Raw genomic sequence first — 20585 nt, forward strand, 5'->3', positions numbered from 1 at the left:
AATTTATAATTTAAACTATAATGATACTGAAAAACTCAAAAAACTTATAAACGATAACGTTTTAGTTAGTTGCAGTTTTTATGTTTTCGATAAATTGGTCAAATAAATAACTAGAATCGTGAGGTCCAGGACTTGCTTCTGGGTGATATTGAACTGAGAAACAGTTTTTCGATTTCATTCGCATACCAGCCACAGTTCCATCATTCAAATGTTCGTGTGTTAATTCGAAATCTGGATGTTTGTCTAATTCTTCTCTTACGATAGCAAAACCGTGATTTTGAGACGTAATTTCACCTTTACCCGTAATCACATTTTTAACTGGGTGATTGATTCCACGATGACCGTTGAACATTTTATAAGTTGAAATTCCGTTAGCTAAACCAATAATTTGGTGACCTAAACAGATTCCAAATAACGGCTTATTTTCATTAAGAATTTGTTTTGCTACTTCTTGAGCAGTTTCTAATGGTTCTGGATCACCAGGGCCGTTTGATAAGAAATAACCATCAGGATTAAATGCTTTTAAATCTTCATAAGAAGCGTTGTATGGGAAAACTTTTATATAGCAATCTCTCTTAGCTAAGTTTCTAAGAATATTGGTTTTAATTCCTAAGTCTAAAGCTGAAATTTTATATTTTGCTGATTCATCTCCAAAGAAATAAGGTTCTTTAGTAGAAACTTGTGAAGCTAATTCCAAACCATTCATATCTGGAACTTGCGCTAATTTTTCTTTTAATTCTTCGATTGGAGTTCCATCTGTACAAATAACCGCATTCATAGCTCCGTTATCTCTGATATAACTTACCAATGCTCTTGTATCCACATCAGAAATTACGATAAGATTTTGTTTACTTAAATAGTCAAACAAACTTTCGGTTGCATCTTCTCGCGAATAATTAAAGCTGAAATTTTTACAAACCAATCCTGAAATTTTTACTGAATCAGATTCAACTTCTTTATCATTTACACCATAGTTTCCAATGTGCGCATTGGTAGTAACCATGATTTGTCCGAAGTAAGAAGGATCTGTAAAAATTTCTTGATAACCTGTTGTTCCCGTATTAAAAGCGACTTCACCAAAAGTAACACCTTCAATTCCGATTGATTTTCCGTGAAAAATAGTACCGTCTTTAAGAAGTAAAACGGCTTTAGAACGATTGTTGTATTTCATTGCGTTGTGTTGTTGTGGTTGCAAATTTAGTTATAAAAGTTGTTTTTAGAAAATCTTTAATTCCATAAAACCAAAAAAAAAGGATAAACTTAAAAAAGTCTATCCTTATTATTTTTACATGAATGGTTTCATGATTATTCTGTAGCTTCAGTATTTTCAGAAGTTTCAGCTGCTGGAGCTTCAGGAGTACCTTCTGCTTTTTTAGCTTTTCCACGACGAGTCGTTTTCTTAACTTCTTTTTTACCACCGTTATACAAGGTGTTGAAATCTACTAATTCAATCATTGCCATGTCAGCGTTATCTCCTAAACGGTTACCTAACTTGATGATACGAGTGTATCCTCCTGGACGGTCACCAACTTTAGCAGCAACTTCTCTGAACAATTCAGTAACAGCATACTTATCTCTTAAATAAGCGAAAACTGTACGACGATTGTGAGTAGTATCTTCTTTTGATTTTGTTACTAACGGCTCAACGAATTGTTTTAAAGCTTTTGCTTTAGCAACAGTTGTGTTGATACGCTTATGTTCGATTAAAGAACAAGCCATATTAGCTAACATAGCTCTTCTATGTCCTTTTTGTCTACTTAAATGATTGAATTTTTTTCCGTGTCTCATGACGTGTTTTATTTATCTTCATCTTGCATCAATCCATTATAGGAGCGCAAAATATGAAGCAATTATTCTTTATCTAACTTGTATTTAGTTAAGTCCATACCGAAAGTAAGGTTTTTATTCGCCACTAACTCATCTAATTCAGTTAATGATTTTTTACCAAAATTACGGAACTTCATTAAGTCGTTCTTGTTGAAAGAAACTAAATCACCTAATGTATCAACTTCAGCCGCTTTTAAACAATTTAATGCTCTAACAGATAAGTCCATATCAACTAATTTAGTTTTCAATAACTGTCTCATGTGAAGAGATTCTTCGTCATAAGACTCAGTTTGAGCAATTTCATCTGCCTCAAGAGTAATTCTTTCATCAGAGAACAACATAAAGTGGTGGATTAACGTCTTAGCTGCCTCAGTTAATGCATCTTTAGGATGGATAGAACCATCTGTAATGATTTCAAAAACTAATTTTTCGTAATCTGTTTTTTGTTCCACACGGAAATTCTCAATAGTATATTTTACATTCTTTACTGGTGTGTAAATTGAATCTGTAAAAATAGTTCCTATTGGAGCGTTTGATTTTTTGTTCTCTTCAGCTGGAACATATCCTCTACCTTTTTCGATAGAAAGTTCCATGTTGATAGATGTTTTGCTGTCTAAATTACAGATAACTAAATCTGGATTTAAAACTTGAAAACCAGAGATGAATTTTTGAAAATCACCTGCAGTAATTTTATCTTTACCTGAAAGAGCGATAGAAACAGATTCGTTATCGATATCTTCAATTTGACGTTTGAAACGTACTTGTTTAAGATTTAAGATAATTTCTGTTACATCTTCAACCACACCAGAAATAGTAGAGAACTCATGTTCTACACCTTCTATTCTTACTGATGTAATTGCATATCCTTCAAGAGAAGAAAGCAAAACTCTTCTAAGTGCATTACCAACAGTCAATCCGTAACCAGGTTCCAAAGGTCTAAATTCAAATTTACCTTCGAAATCCGTAGAATCGATCATGATAACTTTATCGGGCTTTTGAAAATTAAATATTGCCATACTTTCGACTAAAGTCAATTATTATTTGTTATACAACTCAACGATTAGTTGTTCTTTAATATTTTCTGGAATCTGAAGTCTTTGAGGTACAGAAACAAAAGTACCTTCTTTAGTATCATTGTTCCATGTAATCCACTCATAAACTTGAGAAGAACTTGCTAAAGAACGTTCGATAGCTTCAAGAGATTTTGATTTTTCACGTACTGCAACTTTATCACCAGCTTTTAAGTGGTAAGAAGGTACATTAACAAGTTCACCGTTAACAGTGATATGTCTGTGAGATACAATTTGACGAGCTGCTCTACGAGAAGGCGCAACACCCATTCTGTAAACTACGTTATCTAAACGAGCTTCACATAATTGTAATAAAATTTCACCTGTTACACCAGAAGCAGCAGATGCTTTTTTGAATAAGTTTCTGAATTGTTTTTCAAGAATTCCGTAAGTGTACTTCGCTTTTTGCTTTTCCATTAACTGAACTGCATATTCAGATTTTTTACCTCTCTTTTTAGCTAAACCATGTTGCCCTGGAGGGTAATTTCTTTTTTCGAAGGATTTGTCTTCTCCGAATATTGCTTCGCCAAATTTACGAGCAATCTTAGTTTTTGGACCAGTATATCTTGCCATTTTAAAAAATTAAAAAAGGTAGGAATTATGAATTCAGGTCTTATATCCTTCGATAATTTTAAACCTACCTGTGTTATACTTAAATTATACTCTTCTTCTTTTTGGAGGACGACATCCGTTATGTGGCATTGGAGTTACATCAATGATTTCTGTAACTTCAACTCCAGAATTGTGAATAGATCTGATTGCAGATTCTCTTCCGTTTCCTGGTCCTTTCACATAAACTTTTACTTTCTTTAGTCCAGCTTCAAGAGCTACTTTACTACAATCTTCTGCTGCCATTTGAGCTGCATAAGGAGTATTCTTTTTAGAACCTCTAAAGCCCATTTTACCAGCTGAAGACCAAGAAATAACTTCACCTTTCTTGTTTGTTAACGAGATGATGATGTTGTTAAAAGTAGCATTAATATGTGCTTCTCCCGAAGATTCAACGATAACTTTACGTTTTTTTGCTGTTGCTTTAGCCATATTATTACTTATTATTTAGTTGCTTTTTTCTTGTTAGCAACAGTTTTTCTCTTACCTTTTCTAGTTCTAGAGTTGTTTTTAGTTCTTTGACCTCTTAATGGAAGTCCAGCTCTGTGACGAATACCTCTTTGACATCCAATATCCATTAAACGTTTGATGTTTAATTGAACTTCTGAACGCAATTCACCTTCAATTTTGAAATAAGATACCGCTTCACGAATTGCTCCGATCTCGTCATCATTCCAATCTTGAACTTTCTTGTCTTCGCTCACTTGAGCTTTAGCTAATATATCTTTAGCTCTGCTTCTACCAATACCAAATATGTATGTTAAAGCAATGATTCCTCTTTTTTGTTTAGGTATATCTACCCCTGCAATTCTTGCCATAATTATCCTTGTCTTTGTTTAAATCTAGGATTCTTTTTGTTAATAACGTATAATCTTCCTTTTCTACGTACAATAATGCACTCGGCACTTCTCTTTTTAACTGATGCTCTTACTTTCATTTTAATAGCTTTAGTATCTATAAGTAATTCTTGCTTTAGACAAATCATAAGGGCTCATTTCAAGTTTTACCTTGTCACCTGGTAACAATTTAATGTAATGCATACGCATTTTTCCAGAGATATGAGCAATTACAATGTGTCCGTTTTCTAACTCTACACGAAACATCGCATTTGATAATGCTTCAATGATTGTTCCGTCTTGTTCTATTGCTGATTGTTTTGCCATAAAAATTAAGCTACTGCTTTTCTATTTTTACCACTTTTCATCAAACCATCATAGTGTTTATTCAATAAATAAGAATTTATTTGCTGAATAGTGTCTATTGCAACTCCAACCATGATTAATAAAGAAGTACCACCATAAAAATAACCCCAAGCACCTTGAACTCCAAGTAAACTTACTGCAACAGCTGGGAACACAGCCACTAAAGCAAGAAATAATGATCCTGGAAAAGTGATTAATGACATAATTTTATCTAGGTAATCTCCAGTTTCAACACCTGGCTTAACACCTGGTATAAAACCTCCGCTTCTTTTTAAATCATCTGCCATCTTATTAGTTGGTACAGTAATTGCGGTGTAAAAGTACGTAAAAATTACGATTAACAAAGCAAAAACAATATTATATACTAAACCGAATGGATCGTTGAACATTCCTGCAATAGAAAGTGCAGTGTCTGATTCTTTAGCCAAACCAGAAACAGCAGCTGGAATAAACATAATAGCTTGCGCAAAAATGATCGGCATAACACCTGATGCATTTAACTTTAATGGGATAAACTGTCTGTTACCTCCCATCATGTCTTCTTCAAAATCCCCAGAAACGGTACGTCTTGCATACTGTACTGGAATTTTTCTTACAGCCATTACCAATAAAATACATGCAATTATTACTAAGAACCAAAGTATTAATTCGATTACAATCATCATAACACCTCCGTTTGCTTGAGAAGTTCTAGATGAAAACTCTTGAATAAATGCTTGTGGCATTCTTGCAATAATACCTACCATTATCAATAAAGAAATACCATTACCAATACCTTTATCGGTAATTTTTTCTCCTAACCACATTGCAAAAATAGTTCCAGTAACTAAGATTAGTACTGAAGAGAAGATGAATGTTGGTCCAGTTAGCATAAATGCTTCACCTGGTAAAGTTCTGTACAAGTTATAGATATAACCAGGACCTTGAACTAAAGTAATTAAGATTGTTAACCATCTTGTAATTTGGTTAATTTTCTTTCTTCCACTTTCACCGTCTTTTTGTAATTTTTGTAAATATGGCACCGCAATTCCCATTAATTGAACTACGATAGAAGCTGATATGTATGGCATGATACCCAATGCAAATACAGAAGCTTGCGAAAACGCACCTCCTGTAAATACATTAATTAACCATCCAATACCTTCATCAGTTTGGTTTGTAAGATTTGTCAATTTAGTAGCATCAATCCCCGGAAGGGTTACTTGAGCACCGAAACGGTACACTAATAATAATCCAAGAGTTAATAAAATTCTATTTTTTAACTCTTCGATTTTCCAAACGTTGATGAATGAATCTATAAATTTCTTCATTTTACTAAAGGATTATAAAGTTACAGCTTCTCCACCAGCAGCCTCGATAGCCGCTTTTGCAGATGCAGTAAATTTGTGAGCACTTACTTTAAGTTTTGTTTTTAGCTCACCTCTTCCTAAAATCTTTACTAAGCTATTTTTTGTAGCTAAACGAGTATCTACAAATACAGTAAAGTCTACTGTATCGGTAACTACACCGTTATCTACTAATAATTGTAACGAATCAAGATTGATACCTTGATATTCTACTCTATTAATGTTCTTGAAACCAAACTTAGGTACACGTCTTTGAAGTGGCATTTGACCACCTTCAAAACCAATTTTCTTAGAATAACCAGAACGAGATTTTGCTCCTTTGTGTCCACGTGCAGCGGTACCACCTTTTCCAGAACCTTCTCCTCTACCTACTCTTTTATTTTGATTGTGCGTAGAACCTTCAGCTGGTTGTAAGTTACTTAAATTCATAACTGTATAGTGTTATTTAGTTTCTTCAACAGAAACTAAGTGTTTAACTTTATTTACCATTCCAAGGATAGCAGGATTTGCATCATGCTCAACAACTTGTCCCATTTTACGAAGACCTAAAGCTTCCAAAGTTCTCTTTTGATCAAGAGGACAATTGATTTTACTTCTTACTTGTTTTACTTTTAATTTTGCCATGATTTCCTGTTGATTAACCTTTGAATACTTTTTCTAAAGATACTCCTCTTTGTTTAGCTACCGTTAAAGCGCTTCTCATTTGTAATAAAGCATCAAAAGTTGCTTTAACTACGTTATGAGGGTTTGAAGAACCTTGTGATTTAGATAATACATCGTGAACACCTACAGATTCTAATACCGCACGAACAGCACCACCAGCAATAACTCCAGTACCGTGTGAAGCAGGCATTAAAAATACTCTAGCACCACCAAATTTACCTTTTTGCTCATGAGGAACAGATTGTCCCTGTAAAGGAATTCTAACTAAGTTTTTCTTAGCATCTTCCACCGCTTTAGCGATTGCTTCAGAAACATCTTTAGATTTTCCTAATCCATGACCAACTACACCGTTTTCATCACCAACCACTACGATAGCAGAGAAACCAAATGCTCTACCTCCTTTAGTAACTTTAGTAACACGATTTACACTCACCAAACGGTCTTTTAATTCAAGACCTCCTGGTTTTACAATCTCTACGTTTTTATAATTATGATACATAATTTCTTAGAATTTAAGTCCAGCTTCTCTAGCTCCTTCAGCTAATGATTTCACACGTCCATGGTATAAATACCCACCTCTATCAAAAGAGATTGTTGAAATACCTGCTTTAAGTGCTTTTTCAGCAACTAATTTACCAACTGCTTTTGCAGTTTCAACAGCAGTTCCTTGAGCAACTTCTTTATCTCTCGATGAAGCAGCAACTAAAGTTGTACCGTTTACGTCATCTATGATTTGCGCATAGATTTCTTTATTACTTCTGAATACAGAAAGTCTTGGTTGAGCAGCAGTTCCGCTTACAATCTTTCTGATTCTGAACTTAATTCTTTGTCTTCTTTCAGATTTCGTTAATGACATAGTCTTAATTTTTAAGCTGATTTACCTGCTTTTCTTCTTAGTTCTTCTCCTACAAACTTAACTCCTTTTCCTTTATATGGCTCAGGTTTGCGGAAACCTCTGATCTTCGCAGCTACTTGACCTAATAATTGTTTGTCGAATGATGATAATTTCACTATCGGATTTTTACCTTTTTCTGATACTGTTTCAACAGTAACTTCACTTACAACATCTAAAACAATGTTATGAGAGAATCCTAAAGCTAAATCAAGTTTTTGACCTTGATTAGAAGCTCTGTATCCAACTCCAACTAATTCTAATTGTTTTGTAAAGCCTTCAGAAACACCAACAATCATATTGTTGATTAATGAACGATAAAGTCCGTGTTTCGCTCTCTCATCTTTATGATCTGATGAACGCTCAACGATAACTTGGTTATCTTCGATTTTAACGGTTACATCAGAAAATTCTTGAGTAAGCTCGCCTAATTTTCCTTTTACTGTAACTACAGCTTCTTTAACTTCTACAGTTACTCCTGCTGGAATTGCAATTGGATTTTTACCTATTCTTGACATTGTCTCGTCTTTTTATTAATATACGTAACAAATAACTTCGCCACCAACGTTTAATTGCTTAGCTTGTTTTCCTGTCATCAAACCTTTTGATGTAGAAACAATAGCAATACCTAAACCATTTAAGATTCTAGGTAAGTCAGATGAACCTGCATATTTACGTAAACCTGGTTTACTAATTCTTTGGATATCTTTGATAACTGACTCTTTCGTGTCTTTATCATATTTAAGCGCAATTTTGATTGAACCCTGTACAGAGTTGTCTTCGAATTTGTAACTTAAGATATATCCTTGATCGAATAAAATCTTTGTGATTTCTTTTTTCATGTTAGATGCTGGAATTTCAACCACTTTGTGGTTAGCTCTCACTGCATTTCTAACTCTCGTAAGATAATCGGCAATTGGATCTGTATACATATGTATAGAATTGCGGCTATGGTTTTCAATCCGCCCTCAGCGGATTGAACCTTTAACCAATTAAACTTTTTTATTGGATTGCAAAAGTAATAACTTTTTCCGAGATTACCAAGATGCTTTTTTAACACCAGGAATTAATCCTTGATTAGCCATTTCACGGAACGTTACACGTGAAAGACCAAACTGACGCATATACCCTCTTGGTCTACCTGTTAATTTACAACGATTGTGTACTCTAACTGGACAAGAATTTTTTGGTAATTTTTGTAATCCTTCGAAATCTCCAGCTTCTTTTAAAGCTTTTCTTTTCTCAGCATACTTTTCTACTAATGCAATTCTTTTCACCTCACGGGCTTTCATTGATTCTTTAGCCATGTCTTAATTCTTTTTAAAAGGTAATCCTAATTCCGCTAATAATGCTTTTGCTTCTTTATCTGTTTCTGCAGAAGTTACGAAGGTAATATCAAATCCTGAGATTTTGTTTACTTTATCAATATCAATTTCTGGAAAAATGATTTGTTCAAGTACACCTAAGTTATAGTTACCTCTTCCGTCAAATCCAGTAGATTTAATTCCGCTGAAATCTCTAACACGTGGTAAAGATGAAGTAATCAATCTATCTAAGAATTCATACATTCTTTCTCCACGTAAAGTTACTTTAGCACCAATTGGCATACCTTTTCTCAATTTGAAAGACGCAACGTCTTTTTTAGAAATAGTAGCAACTGCTTTTTGCCCAGTAATTTTTGTCATTTCTTCAACAGCGTAGTCTACTAACTTTTTGTCAGATACTGCTGCACCAACTCCACGGCTTACAACGATTTTTTCAAGTTTAGGAACTTGCATTACGTTTTTGTAACCGAATTCTTCTGTAAGAGCAGCAATTACTCTGCTCTTATATTCTTCTTTTAGTCTAGGAATATATGCCATAACTATAGTACTTGATTAGATTTTTTTGAAAATCTCACTTTCTTGTCTCCTTCTTGTTTGAAACCAACTTTAGTTGCTTCTTTTGACTTTGGGTCAATTAAAGACAAGTTAGACACATGGATAGGAGCTTCTTTCTTAACGATTCCTCCTTGAGGGTTTTTTGCACTTGGTTTTGTATGTTTCGAAACCATGTTAACTCCTTCAACAATCGCTTTGTTTTTCTCACGAAGAACACGTACAATTTTACCTTCAGAACCTTTGTGGTCTCCAGCAATAACTCTTACGATATCTCCTGATTTTATTTTTAGCTTTATCATTTGTATAAGAATTAAAGCACTTCTGGTGCTAATGATACAATTTTCATGAATTGTTTTTCACGAAGTTCTCTGGCAACTGGACCAAAAACACGAGTTCCTCTCATTTCTCCTGCAGCGTTTAACAATACACATGCGTTATCGTCAAAACGGATGTAAGATCCATCAGCTCTTCTCACTTCTTTTTTGGTACGTACAACCACTGCAGTTGATACCGCTCCTTTTTTAACGTTTCCGTTTGGAGTTGCATCTTTAATTGAAACTACAATTTTGTCACCAACAGAGGCATAACGACGTTTCGTTCCTCCTAAAACACGGATAGTTAAAACTTCTTTAGCTCCCGTATTATCTGCTACTTTTAATCTTGACTCTTGTTGTACCATAATTACTTAGCTCTTTCAATGATTTCAACTAATCTCCAACATTTTGATTTAGATAAAGGTCTTGTTTCCATGATCTTTACTGTATCTCCAATGTTACAATCGTTTGTTTCGTCGTGTGCAACGTATTTTTTAGTTTTTAACACGAACTTACCGTATAATGGGTGTTTCACTTTTGTAGTTTGTGACACAACAATAGATTTCTCCATTTTGTTTGAAGTCACCACACCTATTCTCTCTTTTCTTAAATTTCTTTTTTCCATCTTTCAGCTAGTCTACAATTATTGTAACTCTCTTTTAGTTAACTCTGTATGTAATCTCGCAACTGATCTTCTCAAACCTCTTAATTGAAGAGGATTTTGGATTGGCGAAATTGCATGAGCATTTTTTAGGTCGGTATACGTTTTCTTTAACTGACTAAGTTGTTCTTGTAACTCAGCTGCAGATAGATTTTTAATTTCTGATTGTTTCATAATAAATTTTGATTATGCTTCGAAATCTCTAGCAACGATAAACTTAGTTTTAACAGGAAGTTTTTGAGCTGCTAAGCGTAAAGCTTCTTTTGCAACTGATAGAGGAACTCCTCCAACTTCAAACATAATTTTACCAGGTTTAACAACTGCAGCCCAATACTCAACTGCACCTTTACCTTTACCCATACGTACTTCTAATGGTTTCTTTGTAATAGGTTTATCTGGAAATATTTTGATCCATAATTGACCTTCTCTTTTCATGAAACGTGTTGCTGCAATACGAGCTGCTTCAATTTGACGAGAAGTAATAAATGAAGAATCTAAAGATTTGATACCAAACATTCCATTTGAAAGCTCGTGTCCTCTTTGAGAAACGCCTTTCATTCTACCTTTCTGTACCTTACGGTATTTTGTTCTTTTAGGCTGTAACATTTTTCTTTAGTTTAAATAATTACTTTCTTTTGCGTGCGTTTGGCTTATTTCCATCTCTTTTTGGAGCAGAAGATCCTGAAGGTTTAGACTTTTGCTTGTCCATTCCTACTAACGGAGAAAGATCTCTTTTTCCATAAACCTCACCTTTCATTATCCATACTTTGATACCCATTCTACCATAAGTAGTATGTGCCTCACCTAATGAATAATCAATATCAGCTCTGAAAGTTGATAAAGGAATTCTACCTTCTTTGAAGTTTTCTGAACGTGCCATTTCAGCTCCATTCAAACGACCAGAAATTTGTACTTTGATACCTTCTGCGTTCATACGCATTGCAGCAGCAATAGCCATTTTAATTGCACGTCTGTAAGAAATTCTACTTTCAATTTGACGAGCGATACTTGTAGCTACTAAATAAGCATCAAGTTCAGGTCTTTTAATTTCAAAGATGTTGATTTGAACTTCTTTGTCAGTAATTTTCTTAAGTTCTTCTTTTAACTTGTCTACCTCTTGACCACCTTTTCCGATAATAATACCAGGTCTAGCAGTAGTGATAGTAACGGTTACAAGTTTTAAAGTTCTCTCGATAATTATTTTTGATACACTTGCTTTAGATAAACGAGCATGGATATACTTTCTGATTTTATAATCTTCAGCGATTTTATCACCGTAATCATTTCCACCATACCAGTTTGAGTCCCACCCTCTGATGATACCAAGTCTATTTCCTATTGGATTTGTCTTTTGTCCCATACTGTTTATTAATTGCTTTGTGTGTTATTATTTGATCCTAACACGATTGTTACGTGGTTAGAACGTTTTCTAATTCTGTGTGCACGACCTTGTGGTGCTGGACGAAGTCTTTTTAACATCATTCCGCCATCAACTGTAATCGTTTTTACAAATAAGCCTGCTTCTTCTAAATTAGCATCTTCGTTTTTCTGTACATAATTATTTATGGCAGATAACAACAATTTCTCTAATTTTCTTGAAGCTTCTTTTTGACTAAATCTTAAAATATTAAGAGCTAGTTCAACTTTCTGACCTCTTACTAAATCTGCAACTAAACGCATTTTTCTAGGTGAAGTTGGACAGTTATTTAATTTAGCAAATGCAATAGACTTATTAGCCTCTTTTCTTGCATCCGCAACTTCTCTTTTACGAACTCCCATTGCTTCTTATTTTTTACCTTTATTTTTAGCCCCAGCATGACCTCTAAAAGATCTTGTTGGTGAAAACTCTCCTAATTTGTGTCCTACCATGTTTTCTGTAACGTAAACTGGTACAAACTGACGACCATTGTGAACTGCGATAGTCTGTCCAACGAAATCTGGAGTAATCATAGATGCTCTAGACCAAGTCTTAACAACACCTTTATTACCACCTGCGATATTTTCTTGAACTTTCTTCTCTAATTTAAAGTGAACAAATGGTCCTTTTTTTAATGAACGTGCCATGTCTATCTAATTATTTCTTTCTACGTTCTACAATATACTTATTACTCGGGTTAACTTTAGAACGAGTTCTATAACCTTTAGCAGGTAAACCTTTTCTAGAACGTGGATGACCTCCAGATGAACGTCCTTCACCACCTCCCATAGGGTGATCAACTGGGTTCATTGCTACTGGTCTTGTTCTTGGTCTTCTACCTAACCATCTTGATCTACCAGCTTTACCTGATACGATTAATTGGTGATCAGAGTTAGAAACTGCTCCAATAGTAGCTGAACAAGTTAACAAGATTAATCTTGTTTCTCCTGAAGGCATTTTAATTGTTGCATATTTTCCATCTCTTGCCATCAACTGAGCGAAAGTTCCTGCAGAACGAGCAATTACAGCTCCTTGACCTGGTCTTAATTCGATACACGAAATAACAGTTCCTAGAGGAATTTTACTTAAAGGCATTGCATTTCCAATTTCTGGAGATGCATCTGGACCTGAAACTACAGTTTGTCCAACTTGTAATCCATTTTGTGCAATGATGTAAGTTTTAGCTCCATCAGCATAAAATAATAATGAAATAAAAGCTGAACGATTTGGATCATACTCGATAGTTTTAACTGTAGCTGGAATTCCAACTTTAGTTCTTTTAAAATCAATAATACGATACTTTTGTTTGTGACCACCGCCTGTGTAACGCATGGTCATTTTTCCTTGACTATTTCTACCTCCAGAGTTTTTTTTCGGTGCGATCAATGAACGCTCCGGCTTATCAGTTGTAATAGTGTCAAAGCTATTAACAACTCTAAATCGCTGACCCGGGGTAATAGGTTTTAATTTTCTAACTGACATTTTCTATTAGATATTAGTATAAAAATCTATTGTTTCTCCCTCTTGAACTTGTACAATTGCTTTTTTGTAAGCATTTGTTTTCCCACTGATTAAACCACTTTTAGTATATTTAACACTTCTATCAGCTCTATAGTTCATTGTATTAACTGCAACTACATTTACACCAAAAGCTGCTTCAATAGCATTTTTGATCTGAATTTTGTTAGCAGTTTTTGCAACTACAAAACCAAAACGGTTAAAAATTTCACCATCTTTAGTTATTTTCTCAGTTATAATAGGCTTAATTATGATACTCATAATCTTATTATTTACTTAAATTAGCTTCAATTCCGTCTACAGCACCTTCTAAAAGAACTAAACTTTTTGCATTTAAAATTGCATAAGTACTTAATTCTGAAGTAGTTACAACGCTAGACGCTTTTAAATTGCGTGACGACAAATATACATTTTTATTTGAATCGCCCAACACAAATAAAGATTTTTTATTATCTAACCCTAAAGACTTCAATACGTTAATGAAATTTTTAGTGCTTGGTGTGTCAAATGTAAAATCTTCAACTACTACTAAATTTGACTCATTTACTTTTAAAGATAAAGCTGATTTACGAGCTAATCTTTTTAAGTTTTTGTTCAATTTAAATGAGTAGCTTCTTGGTCTTGGTCCAAAAACTGTACCTCCACCTTTAAACAAAGGGTTTTTTGCAGATCCTGCACGAGCAGTACCAGTTCCTTTTTGTTTTTTAATTTTACGAGTACTTCCTGCAACTTCAGCTCTTTCTTTAGCTTTGTGGTTTCCTTGTCTTTGATTAGCCAAATATTGCTTTACATCTAAATATACAGCATGTTTGTTTGGCTCGATTGCGAAAACTGAATCAGAAAGTTGAACTTTTCTTCCAGTTTCTTTTCCGTTGATATCTAAAACTTTTACTTCCATTACTTCTGAATGATTACATAAGAGTTTTTGTGACCTGGAACACAACCTTTTATTACTAAAAGATTTTTCTCACCTACCACTTTTAAAACTCTAAGGTTTTGTACTGTTACATTATCTCCTCCCATTCTTCCAGCCATACGCATTCCTTTGAATACTCTAGATGGATAAGATGACGCTCCTACAGATCCTGGCGCTCTTAAACGGTTATGTTGACCGTGTGTCGCTTGTCCAACACCGCCAAAACCATGACGCTTAACAACCCCTTGGAATCCTTTTCCTTTAGAAACTCCTAATACATCAACAAATTCACCTTCAGCGAATAAGTCAACGGCGATTACATCGCCTAATTTGTACTCCTGTTCAAAACCTTTGAATTCAACGACTTTTTTCTTTGCAGCTGTTCCCGCTTTCTTAAAGTGACCTAACTCAGCTTTAATAGAACGTTTTTCAGCTTTGTCATCGAAACCTAACTGAATAGCAGAATATCCGTCTACTTCATTGGTTCTGACTTGGGTAACAACGCATGGACCACACTCGATTACAGTACAAGGAATATTTTTCCCGTTCTCATCAAAGATGCTAGTCATGCCAATTTTTCTTCCGATTAACCCAGACATATTAAACTAATTAATTAATTAAACTCTTTTTTATACAACAAATAGTATTTGCACACTACTCATTTTGAGGGTGCAAATATATAAATTATTTTTTAATTATCGCAAAAATAAATAGTTAAGTGAAATTTCCTTCAAAAAAGGCAATTTCACTCACTAAATATGGTAAGAAAAAAACCGTAATGCTATTAACATTGACGGTTTTTTATGTTTATTGCGATTGCAATCTAAATCAATTATACTTTGATTTCTACTTCAACACCACTAGGTAATTCTAATTTCATTAAAGCATCGATAGTTTTTGAAGAAGAACTATAGATATCTAATAGTCTCTTGTATGAACTTAATTCGAACTGCTCTCTTGATTTTTTATTAACGTGTGGAGAACGTAATACAGTAAAAATCTTTTTGTGAGTTGGTAATGGAATTGGACCCGTTACTACTGCACCTGTACTTTTTACAGTTTTTACAATCTTCTCTGCTGATTTATCAACCAACATGTGATCGTAAGATTTTAATTTTATTCTGATTTTTTGACTCATTTTCTTAAAAATTAAGCGTTACCTTTTGCTTTTTTGATTACAGCTTCTGAAATATTAGAAGGTGTTTCTGCATAATGTGAAAACTCCATTGTTGATGTAGCTCTACCTGATGATAATGTTCTTAATGTTGTTACATAACCAAACATTTCTGATAAAGGCACATCTGCTTTGATAGTTTTAGCACCATTTCTGTCACCCATGTCATTTACTTGACCTCTACGACGGTTCAAGTCACCTACGATATCACCCATGTTTTCTTCTGGAGTAATAACTTCGATTTTCATGATTGGCTCAAGAATAACTGCACCAGCAGCACGACCTACTTCTTTATATCCCATTTTAGCTGCTAATTCGAAAGAAAGAGCATCAGAATCCACAGGGTGGAAAGATCCGTCTAATAAAGTTACTTTTAAACTATCTACTGCATATCCTGCTAAAGGACCTGCTTTCATAGCTTCTCTGAAACCTTTTTCAACAGCTGGAATATATTCTTTTGGTACGTTACCACCTTTAACTTCATTAACAAACTGTAATCCCATAGGAGCTTTACCGTCTACTAAATCAGCAGGTTCTAAACGGAATACGATATCACCAAATTTACCACGACCTCCAGATTGCTTTTTATAAGTTTCTCTGTGTTGTGCCGATTTTGTGAACGCTTCTTTATATTCTACTTGTGGCTCACCTTGGTTCACCTCAACTTTAAACTCACGTTTCATACGATCTACAAGAATGTCTAAGTGTAACTCACCCATACCTGAAATAATCGTTTGACCTGAAGCCTCATCAGTTCTAACTGTAAACGTTGGATCTTCTTCAGCTAATTTAGCTAAAGCCATACCCATTTTATCTACGTCAGCTTTTGTTTTTGGCTCAATTGCTATACCAATTACAGGATCAGGAAATTTCATTGACTCAAGAATAATTGGGTGTTTTTCATCACACATTGTATCTCCAGTCTTGATATCTTTAAATCCTACAGCAGCTCCAATATCTCCAGCCTCAATATATTCGATTGGATTTTGTTTGTTAGCGTGCATTTGGTAAATACGAGATATACGCTCTTTGTTTCCAGAACGAGTGTTCAAGATATAAGAACCTGCATCTAAACGACCTGAATAAGCACGGAAGAAAGCTAAACGACCAACATAAGGGTCAGTAGCAATTTTAAATGCTAAAGCTGCGAACGGCTCTTTTGGATCAGGACGACGTAAAATTTTCTTTTGATCTTCTTCTAATAAATCAGCATCATCAGGGTGAATTCCTTCGATACCTTCTTTATCCATTGGAGATGGTAAGTATTTACATACTGCATCTAACATGAACTGAACACCTTTATTTTTGAAAGAAGAACCAGCAATCATAGGAATGATAGCCATATCAATTGTAGCAGCTCTTAAAGCTGTATTGATTTCTTCCTCAGTAATAGAGTTCTCATCTTCCATGTATTTTTCCAACAAGTTTTCGTCGTAAGTAGCAATCTCTTCAATTAAAATTGAACGATACTCTTTTACTTCGTCAACCATATCAGCTGGAATAGGCACGATATCAAAAGTTGCCCCTTGAGTTTCGTCATGCCAAATAATAGCTTGGTTTTTTACTAAGTCAACAACTCCTTTAAAGTCATTTTCTTCACCAATTGGTAAAGTAATTGCAACAGCGTTAGATTTTAACATATCTCTAACTTGTTGACAAACATTTAAGAAGTTAGAACCTTGACGGTCCATTTTGTTTACGAATCCCATACGTGGAACTCTATATTGGTCAGCTAATCTCCAGTTAGTTTCAGACTGAGGCTCAACACCATCAACCGCACTAAATAAGAACACTAAACCATCTAATACACGTAACGAACGGTTTACCTCAACTGTAAAGTCAACGTGTCCCGGTGTATCGATAATATTAAAGTGGTATGGTAATGTTTCTGGCAATACTTTACCTTGCTCTGTTGGGAAATTCCATTCACAAGTTGTAGCAGCTGAAGTAATTGTAATACCTCTTTCTTGCTCTTGTGCCATCCAGTCCATTGTTGCAGCACCATCGTGTACTTCACCAATTTTGTGTGATTTTCCTGTATAGAATAAGATACGCTCAGTTGTTGTTGTTTTACCAGCATCAATGTGAGCAGCAATTCCAATATTTCTTGTATATTTTAAATCTCTAGCCATTTCTGTACGAATTAAAATCTAAAGTGAGAGAATGCTTTATTAGCATCTGCCATTTTGTGAGTATCCATTCTTTTCTTAACAGCAGCACCTTCTTCTTTAGCCGCAGCTAAGATTTCAGAAGCTAATTTACCTGCCATTGATTTTTCGTTTCTTCTTCTTGCATAAAGAATCATCCATTTGATAGCATAAGAAATCTTTCTATCTGGACGAATTTGCATTGGAATTTGGAATGTAGCTCCACCCACTCTACGTGAACGAACTTCTACGTGAGGCATAACATTTGTTAATGCATCTTTCCAAATCTCTAAAGCAGATTTTTCTGCATCTTGCTTTTTAGTTTCAACGATTTCTAATGCATCATAGAAAACTTTAAAAGCTGTTGATTTTTTACCATCCCACATTAAGTTGTTTACAAAACGTGTTACTAACTGATCGTTAAATTTTGGATCTGGTAAAAGTGGTCTTTTTTTGGCCGCTCTTTTTCTCATGTCTTTTCTTTAAAAGATTTTAAATTACTTTTTCTTTCCAGTTGGTGCAGGTGCTTGTCCTGGTTTTGGACGTTTTGCTCCATACTTAGATCTACGTTGTGTTCTTCCTGCAACACCCGCAGTATCTAATGCTCCACGTACGATGTGGTAACGTACACCTGGTAAATCTTTTACTCTTCCACCTCTAACTAATACTATCGAGTGCTCTTGTAGATTGTGACCTTCTCCAGGAATGTACGCATTCACCTCGTTACCGTTTGTTAAACGAACCCTAGCTACCTTTCTCATTGCTGAGTTTGGTTTTTTAGGAGTTGTTGTGTAAACACGAGTACACACACCTCTTCTTTGAGGACAAGAATCTAAAGCAGCCGATTTACTCTTCTTAGTTATTTGGGTTCTCCCTGTTCTTACTAATTGTTGAATTGTTGGCATAATTAAATACTAAAAATTTTTACTGTTTAAAATTCCCGCTTTTTACGGGGTTGCAAATGTAGGAATTATTTTTTACTTTCCAAATCATAATTTATTAATTTTCAATACGATTGTATTTTGGTAGTGTTTTGATTTGTATTGAGTTACAAAAAAGAAAGACAAATTCAAGCTAGCCCCGATGGGAGCAAACTACCATGTAGTGCGGACAGCGGGAATATGGAAACCAAAAATTCGCAAGCCATTCGCTACTGCAAATAAAATTTATTTTACTTTTTTTCGTTTCTTTACTGCTATGAAATTACTTTTTGGTTTTATTCTGTTTTTTTGCTTCCAATTTTCATTGGGACAAAACTTCTATTTAAACATAAAAGGAACTTCGGAAAAAGAAAACAAAACCATTGATAGTTTACAATACGAATCTAAACATAGTTCGGTTGCTTTACTTTTGGAAGAACAAAAACGTTTTGAAAGCAAGTTAACGAATCAAGGTTTTTTTGATTGGCTACTGTTGGAACAAAAAAAAGTAAATGATAGTAGTTTTGTTTTTAAATACAGTTTAGGGAATTCGATAAAAAACAACACCATATATATAGGTAAACTTTCTGCCGAGGAAAAATCGCTCTTGCAACTAGAAAATGATTCTTTGATTATTGCTACGAATGAAGTTGAGAATTTTATGAAAAGTAAAATTGCTTTGTTAGAAAAGAAAGGATATTCTCTAGCGAATTTGCAATTGACTAATCAGCGAAAAGTTGACAACAATTTATTTTCTGAATTGCAACTGAAACTCAATTCGAAAAGAAATATTACTGATATTGTAATCGTAGGTTACGATAAATTTCCAACAGGAATTAAAAAAGCAATTACGAAAAAAGCAAAAAAAACGACTTTTAATCAGGATAATTTAAAGCAGATTAATAATGAGTTTGACAAACTACAATTTGTGAGTCAATTGAAATATCCTGAGATTTTATTTACAACTGATTCCACTAAGATTTTTGTGTATTTAGAAAAATCGAAACCCAATAAATTTGATGGCTTTATAGGGTTTTCAAACGATGATCAAAGTAAATTGACTTTTAACGGATATTTAGATTTGCAATTGCAGAACATTTTGAATTCGGGCGAAAAATTCAATTTGTATTGGAAAAACGATGGCAACAAACAAACCTCTTTTAATTTAGGAACCGAATTACCTTATATTTTTAAAACTCCAATTGGAATTAAAGCAAATTTGAGAATTTTTAAACAAGATTCTACATTTCAAAACACGATTACCGATTTGAATTTGGGTTATTATTTTTCGTACAACACCAAAGCTTATATTGGTTATCAAAAAACCACTTCAGTAGATATTCAAAATACAAATTCATTTAGTTTGAATGATTTCACGAATACATTTTTGACTTCGAGTTTTGAATATACCGATTTTGATAACGAAAATTTCATTTTTCCTGAAAAAGCAAGAATCTTCATAAAAGCAGGAACAGGTAATCGAACCATTTCATCTCAAAAAACAAATCAGTTTTTCACCCAATTGGATTTGAATTACAACTTTAATTTGAATCCAAAAAACAGCATTTATTTAAGAAATCAGACTTTTTATTTACAAAGTGATGATTATGTAATTAACGAGTTGTTTCGCTTTGGCGGCATAAACTCGATTAGAGGTTTTAACGAAAATAGTTTACAAGCAAATGTTTTTAGCGGAATTATGGCAGAATACCGTTATTTGGCTGCTCCAAATTTATACATACACTCCATAACCGATTATGGCTATTTCCAAGACAGAACAGCAGCAATTGATGATAAACTTTTGGGCCTAGGTTTTGGATTTGGGTTGTTTACCAAAAATGGCTTATTCAATTTAGTTTACGCTAACGGAAGCACAAGCAGCCAAGCGATAAAACTTTCTAACTCAATTATTCACATAAGTTTTAAGACAAATTTTTAATTTAATACAAAAAATGTTATAAAAAAGTTAATATTATATTAGGTTTGTCATGAAATAATTCACAATTTTGAATTATAAATTCAAATCAAC

34 protein-coding genes are annotated in these 20585 nt (G+C 34.0%); 1 reads left to right on the forward strand and 33 read right to left on the reverse strand.

Annotated features, from left to right (window positions below):
- Window positions 1-61 precede the first annotated feature (61 nt).
- The 33 genes from carA to rpsL form a co-directional block, all read right to left on the reverse strand.
- The gene (carA, locus tag B2741_RS05880) at window positions 62-1171 is read right to left on the reverse strand and encodes a glutamine-hydrolyzing carbamoyl-phosphate synthase small subunit (protein WP_291136310.1); all 1110 of its coding nucleotides are present in this window, start codon (window positions 1169-1171) and stop codon (window positions 62-64) included.
- 134 nt (window positions 1172-1305) lie between these two features.
- Complete coding sequence (rplQ, locus tag B2741_RS05885) at window positions 1306-1788, reverse strand: 50S ribosomal protein L17 (protein ID WP_133609620.1); 483 nt, start codon at window positions 1786-1788, stop codon at window positions 1306-1308.
- A 62-nt stretch (window positions 1789-1850) separates the two neighbouring features.
- Window positions 1851-2843: a DNA-directed RNA polymerase subunit alpha gene (locus B2741_RS05890; RefSeq protein ID WP_133609618.1), complete on the reverse strand. Its 993-nt coding sequence runs from the start codon at window positions 2841-2843 to the stop codon at window positions 1851-1853.
- A gap of 21 nt (window positions 2844-2864) precedes the next feature.
- Window positions 2865-3470 (reverse strand): 30S ribosomal protein S4, encoded by a 606-nt coding sequence (gene rpsD, locus B2741_RS05895; protein ID WP_291136312.1) that lies wholly within the window; start codon window positions 3468-3470, stop codon window positions 2865-2867.
- Between the two features lie 84 nt (window positions 3471-3554).
- Window positions 3555-3938 (reverse strand): 30S ribosomal protein S11, encoded by a 384-nt coding sequence (gene rpsK, locus B2741_RS05900; protein ID WP_008254446.1) that lies wholly within the window; start codon window positions 3936-3938, stop codon window positions 3555-3557.
- 11 nt (window positions 3939-3949) lie between these two features.
- Complete coding sequence (rpsM, locus tag B2741_RS05905; RefSeq protein WP_026725625.1) at window positions 3950-4324, reverse strand: 30S ribosomal protein S13; 375 nt, start codon at window positions 4322-4324, stop codon at window positions 3950-3952.
- 2 nt (window positions 4325-4326) lie between these two features.
- Window positions 4327-4443: a type B 50S ribosomal protein L36 gene (gene ykgO, locus B2741_RS05910; RefSeq protein WP_002987490.1), complete on the reverse strand. Its 117-nt coding sequence runs from the start codon at window positions 4441-4443 to the stop codon at window positions 4327-4329.
- A 10-nt stretch (window positions 4444-4453) separates the two neighbouring features.
- On the reverse strand, window positions 4454-4669 hold the full coding sequence (gene infA / locus B2741_RS05915) for a translation initiation factor IF-1 (RefSeq protein WP_008254466.1): 216 nt from the start codon (window positions 4667-4669) through the stop codon (window positions 4454-4456).
- Between the two features lie 5 nt (window positions 4670-4674).
- The gene (gene secY, locus B2741_RS05920; protein ID WP_111566952.1) at window positions 4675-6018 is read right to left on the reverse strand and encodes a preprotein translocase subunit SecY; all 1344 of its coding nucleotides are present in this window, start codon (window positions 6016-6018) and stop codon (window positions 4675-4677) included.
- Between the two features lie 12 nt (window positions 6019-6030).
- Window positions 6031-6483: a 50S ribosomal protein L15 gene (gene rplO, locus B2741_RS05925; protein WP_133609614.1), complete on the reverse strand. Its 453-nt coding sequence runs from the start codon at window positions 6481-6483 to the stop codon at window positions 6031-6033.
- A gap of 12 nt (window positions 6484-6495) precedes the next feature.
- Window positions 6496-6678, reverse strand: coding sequence for a 50S ribosomal protein L30 (gene rpmD / locus B2741_RS05930; RefSeq protein WP_111566953.1), 183 nt, complete (start codon window positions 6676-6678; stop codon window positions 6496-6498).
- A 13-nt stretch (window positions 6679-6691) separates the two neighbouring features.
- The gene (gene rpsE, locus B2741_RS05935; RefSeq protein ID WP_133609610.1) at window positions 6692-7216 is read right to left on the reverse strand and encodes a 30S ribosomal protein S5; all 525 of its coding nucleotides are present in this window, start codon (window positions 7214-7216) and stop codon (window positions 6692-6694) included.
- Between the two features lie 6 nt (window positions 7217-7222).
- The gene (rplR, locus tag B2741_RS05940) at window positions 7223-7573 is read right to left on the reverse strand and encodes a 50S ribosomal protein L18 (RefSeq protein ID WP_026725631.1); all 351 of its coding nucleotides are present in this window, start codon (window positions 7571-7573) and stop codon (window positions 7223-7225) included.
- Window positions 7574-7584: 11 nt separating this feature from the next.
- Window positions 7585-8127: a 50S ribosomal protein L6 gene (gene rplF / locus B2741_RS05945; protein ID WP_008254472.1), complete on the reverse strand. Its 543-nt coding sequence runs from the start codon at window positions 8125-8127 to the stop codon at window positions 7585-7587.
- Between the two features lie 15 nt (window positions 8128-8142).
- Window positions 8143-8541, reverse strand: a complete 399-nt coding sequence (gene rpsH, locus B2741_RS05950) for a 30S ribosomal protein S8 (RefSeq protein WP_133609608.1) — start codon at window positions 8539-8541, stop codon at window positions 8143-8145.
- A gap of 105 nt (window positions 8542-8646) precedes the next feature.
- Window positions 8647-8916, reverse strand: a complete 270-nt coding sequence (gene rpsN, locus B2741_RS05955) for a 30S ribosomal protein S14 (protein ID WP_133609606.1) — start codon at window positions 8914-8916, stop codon at window positions 8647-8649.
- A 3-nt stretch (window positions 8917-8919) separates the two neighbouring features.
- A complete protein-coding gene (rplE, locus tag B2741_RS05960) occupies window positions 8920-9471 on the reverse strand; it encodes a 50S ribosomal protein L5 (protein ID WP_133609604.1) in 552 nt (183 codons plus the stop codon).
- A gap of 2 nt (window positions 9472-9473) precedes the next feature.
- A complete protein-coding gene (rplX, locus tag B2741_RS05965) occupies window positions 9474-9788 on the reverse strand; it encodes a 50S ribosomal protein L24 (protein WP_133609602.1) in 315 nt (104 codons plus the stop codon).
- An 11-nt stretch (window positions 9789-9799) separates the two neighbouring features.
- A complete protein-coding gene (gene rplN / locus B2741_RS05970) occupies window positions 9800-10168 on the reverse strand; it encodes a 50S ribosomal protein L14 (RefSeq protein ID WP_007803649.1) in 369 nt (122 codons plus the stop codon).
- Between the two features lie 2 nt (window positions 10169-10170).
- Window positions 10171-10428 carry a 30S ribosomal protein S17 gene (gene rpsQ, locus B2741_RS05975; RefSeq protein ID WP_008254481.1) on the reverse strand — a complete coding sequence of 86 codons (258 nt, stop codon included), beginning with the start codon at window positions 10426-10428 and terminating at the stop codon, window positions 10171-10173.
- An 18-nt stretch (window positions 10429-10446) separates the two neighbouring features.
- The gene (gene rpmC, locus B2741_RS05980) at window positions 10447-10638 is read right to left on the reverse strand and encodes a 50S ribosomal protein L29 (RefSeq protein ID WP_008254482.1); all 192 of its coding nucleotides are present in this window, start codon (window positions 10636-10638) and stop codon (window positions 10447-10449) included.
- A gap of 12 nt (window positions 10639-10650) precedes the next feature.
- The gene (rplP, locus tag B2741_RS05985; RefSeq protein WP_008254483.1) at window positions 10651-11070 is read right to left on the reverse strand and encodes a 50S ribosomal protein L16; all 420 of its coding nucleotides are present in this window, start codon (window positions 11068-11070) and stop codon (window positions 10651-10653) included.
- Between the two features lie 19 nt (window positions 11071-11089).
- A complete protein-coding gene (gene rpsC / locus B2741_RS05990) occupies window positions 11090-11824 on the reverse strand; it encodes a 30S ribosomal protein S3 (RefSeq protein WP_133609600.1) in 735 nt (244 codons plus the stop codon).
- An 8-nt stretch (window positions 11825-11832) separates the two neighbouring features.
- A complete protein-coding gene (gene rplV / locus B2741_RS05995; protein WP_133609598.1) occupies window positions 11833-12243 on the reverse strand; it encodes a 50S ribosomal protein L22 in 411 nt (136 codons plus the stop codon).
- A gap of 6 nt (window positions 12244-12249) precedes the next feature.
- The gene (gene rpsS, locus B2741_RS06000) at window positions 12250-12528 is read right to left on the reverse strand and encodes a 30S ribosomal protein S19 (protein ID WP_008254487.1); all 279 of its coding nucleotides are present in this window, start codon (window positions 12526-12528) and stop codon (window positions 12250-12252) included.
- Window positions 12529-12538: 10 nt separating this feature from the next.
- A complete protein-coding gene (gene rplB / locus B2741_RS06005; protein ID WP_133609595.1) occupies window positions 12539-13363 on the reverse strand; it encodes a 50S ribosomal protein L2 in 825 nt (274 codons plus the stop codon).
- A 6-nt stretch (window positions 13364-13369) separates the two neighbouring features.
- Entirely contained in the window at window positions 13370-13660 is a 291-nt protein-coding gene (gene rplW / locus B2741_RS06010) for a 50S ribosomal protein L23 (protein ID WP_133609593.1), read from the reverse strand.
- Between the two features lie 7 nt (window positions 13661-13667).
- The gene (rplD, locus tag B2741_RS06015; RefSeq protein WP_008254492.1) at window positions 13668-14297 is read right to left on the reverse strand and encodes a 50S ribosomal protein L4; all 630 of its coding nucleotides are present in this window, start codon (window positions 14295-14297) and stop codon (window positions 13668-13670) included.
- Window positions 14297-14914 (reverse strand): 50S ribosomal protein L3, encoded by a 618-nt coding sequence (gene rplC / locus B2741_RS06020; RefSeq protein WP_133609591.1) that lies wholly within the window; start codon window positions 14912-14914, stop codon window positions 14297-14299. Before rplC ends, rplD begins: the two co-directional genes overlap by 1 nt.
- Before the next feature lie 233 nt (window positions 14915-15147).
- A complete protein-coding gene (gene rpsJ, locus B2741_RS06025; RefSeq protein WP_008254495.1) occupies window positions 15148-15453 on the reverse strand; it encodes a 30S ribosomal protein S10 in 306 nt (101 codons plus the stop codon).
- An 11-nt stretch (window positions 15454-15464) separates the two neighbouring features.
- Window positions 15465-17621, reverse strand: a complete 2157-nt coding sequence (fusA, locus tag B2741_RS06030) for an elongation factor G (protein ID WP_008254497.1) — start codon at window positions 17619-17621, stop codon at window positions 15465-15467.
- 11 nt (window positions 17622-17632) lie between these two features.
- Window positions 17633-18109, reverse strand: a complete 477-nt coding sequence (rpsG, locus tag B2741_RS06035; RefSeq protein ID WP_073583337.1) for a 30S ribosomal protein S7 — start codon at window positions 18107-18109, stop codon at window positions 17633-17635.
- 24 nt (window positions 18110-18133) lie between these two features.
- Window positions 18134-18541, reverse strand: coding sequence for a 30S ribosomal protein S12 (gene rpsL / locus B2741_RS06040; protein ID WP_026725646.1), 408 nt, complete (start codon window positions 18539-18541; stop codon window positions 18134-18136).
- A gap of 292 nt (window positions 18542-18833) precedes the next feature.
- Between rpsL and B2741_RS06045 the strand changes: the two genes are divergently transcribed.
- Complete coding sequence (locus B2741_RS06045; RefSeq protein ID WP_291136334.1) at window positions 18834-20495, forward strand: hypothetical protein; 1662 nt, start codon at window positions 18834-18836, stop codon at window positions 20493-20495.
- The last annotated feature ends 90 nt before the right edge of the window (window positions 20496-20585 follow it).

It is taken from the genome of Flavobacterium sp. UBA7663 (assembly GCF_002483315.1).
Taxonomy (GTDB): Bacteria; Bacteroidota; Bacteroidia; order Flavobacteriales; family Flavobacteriaceae; genus Flavobacterium.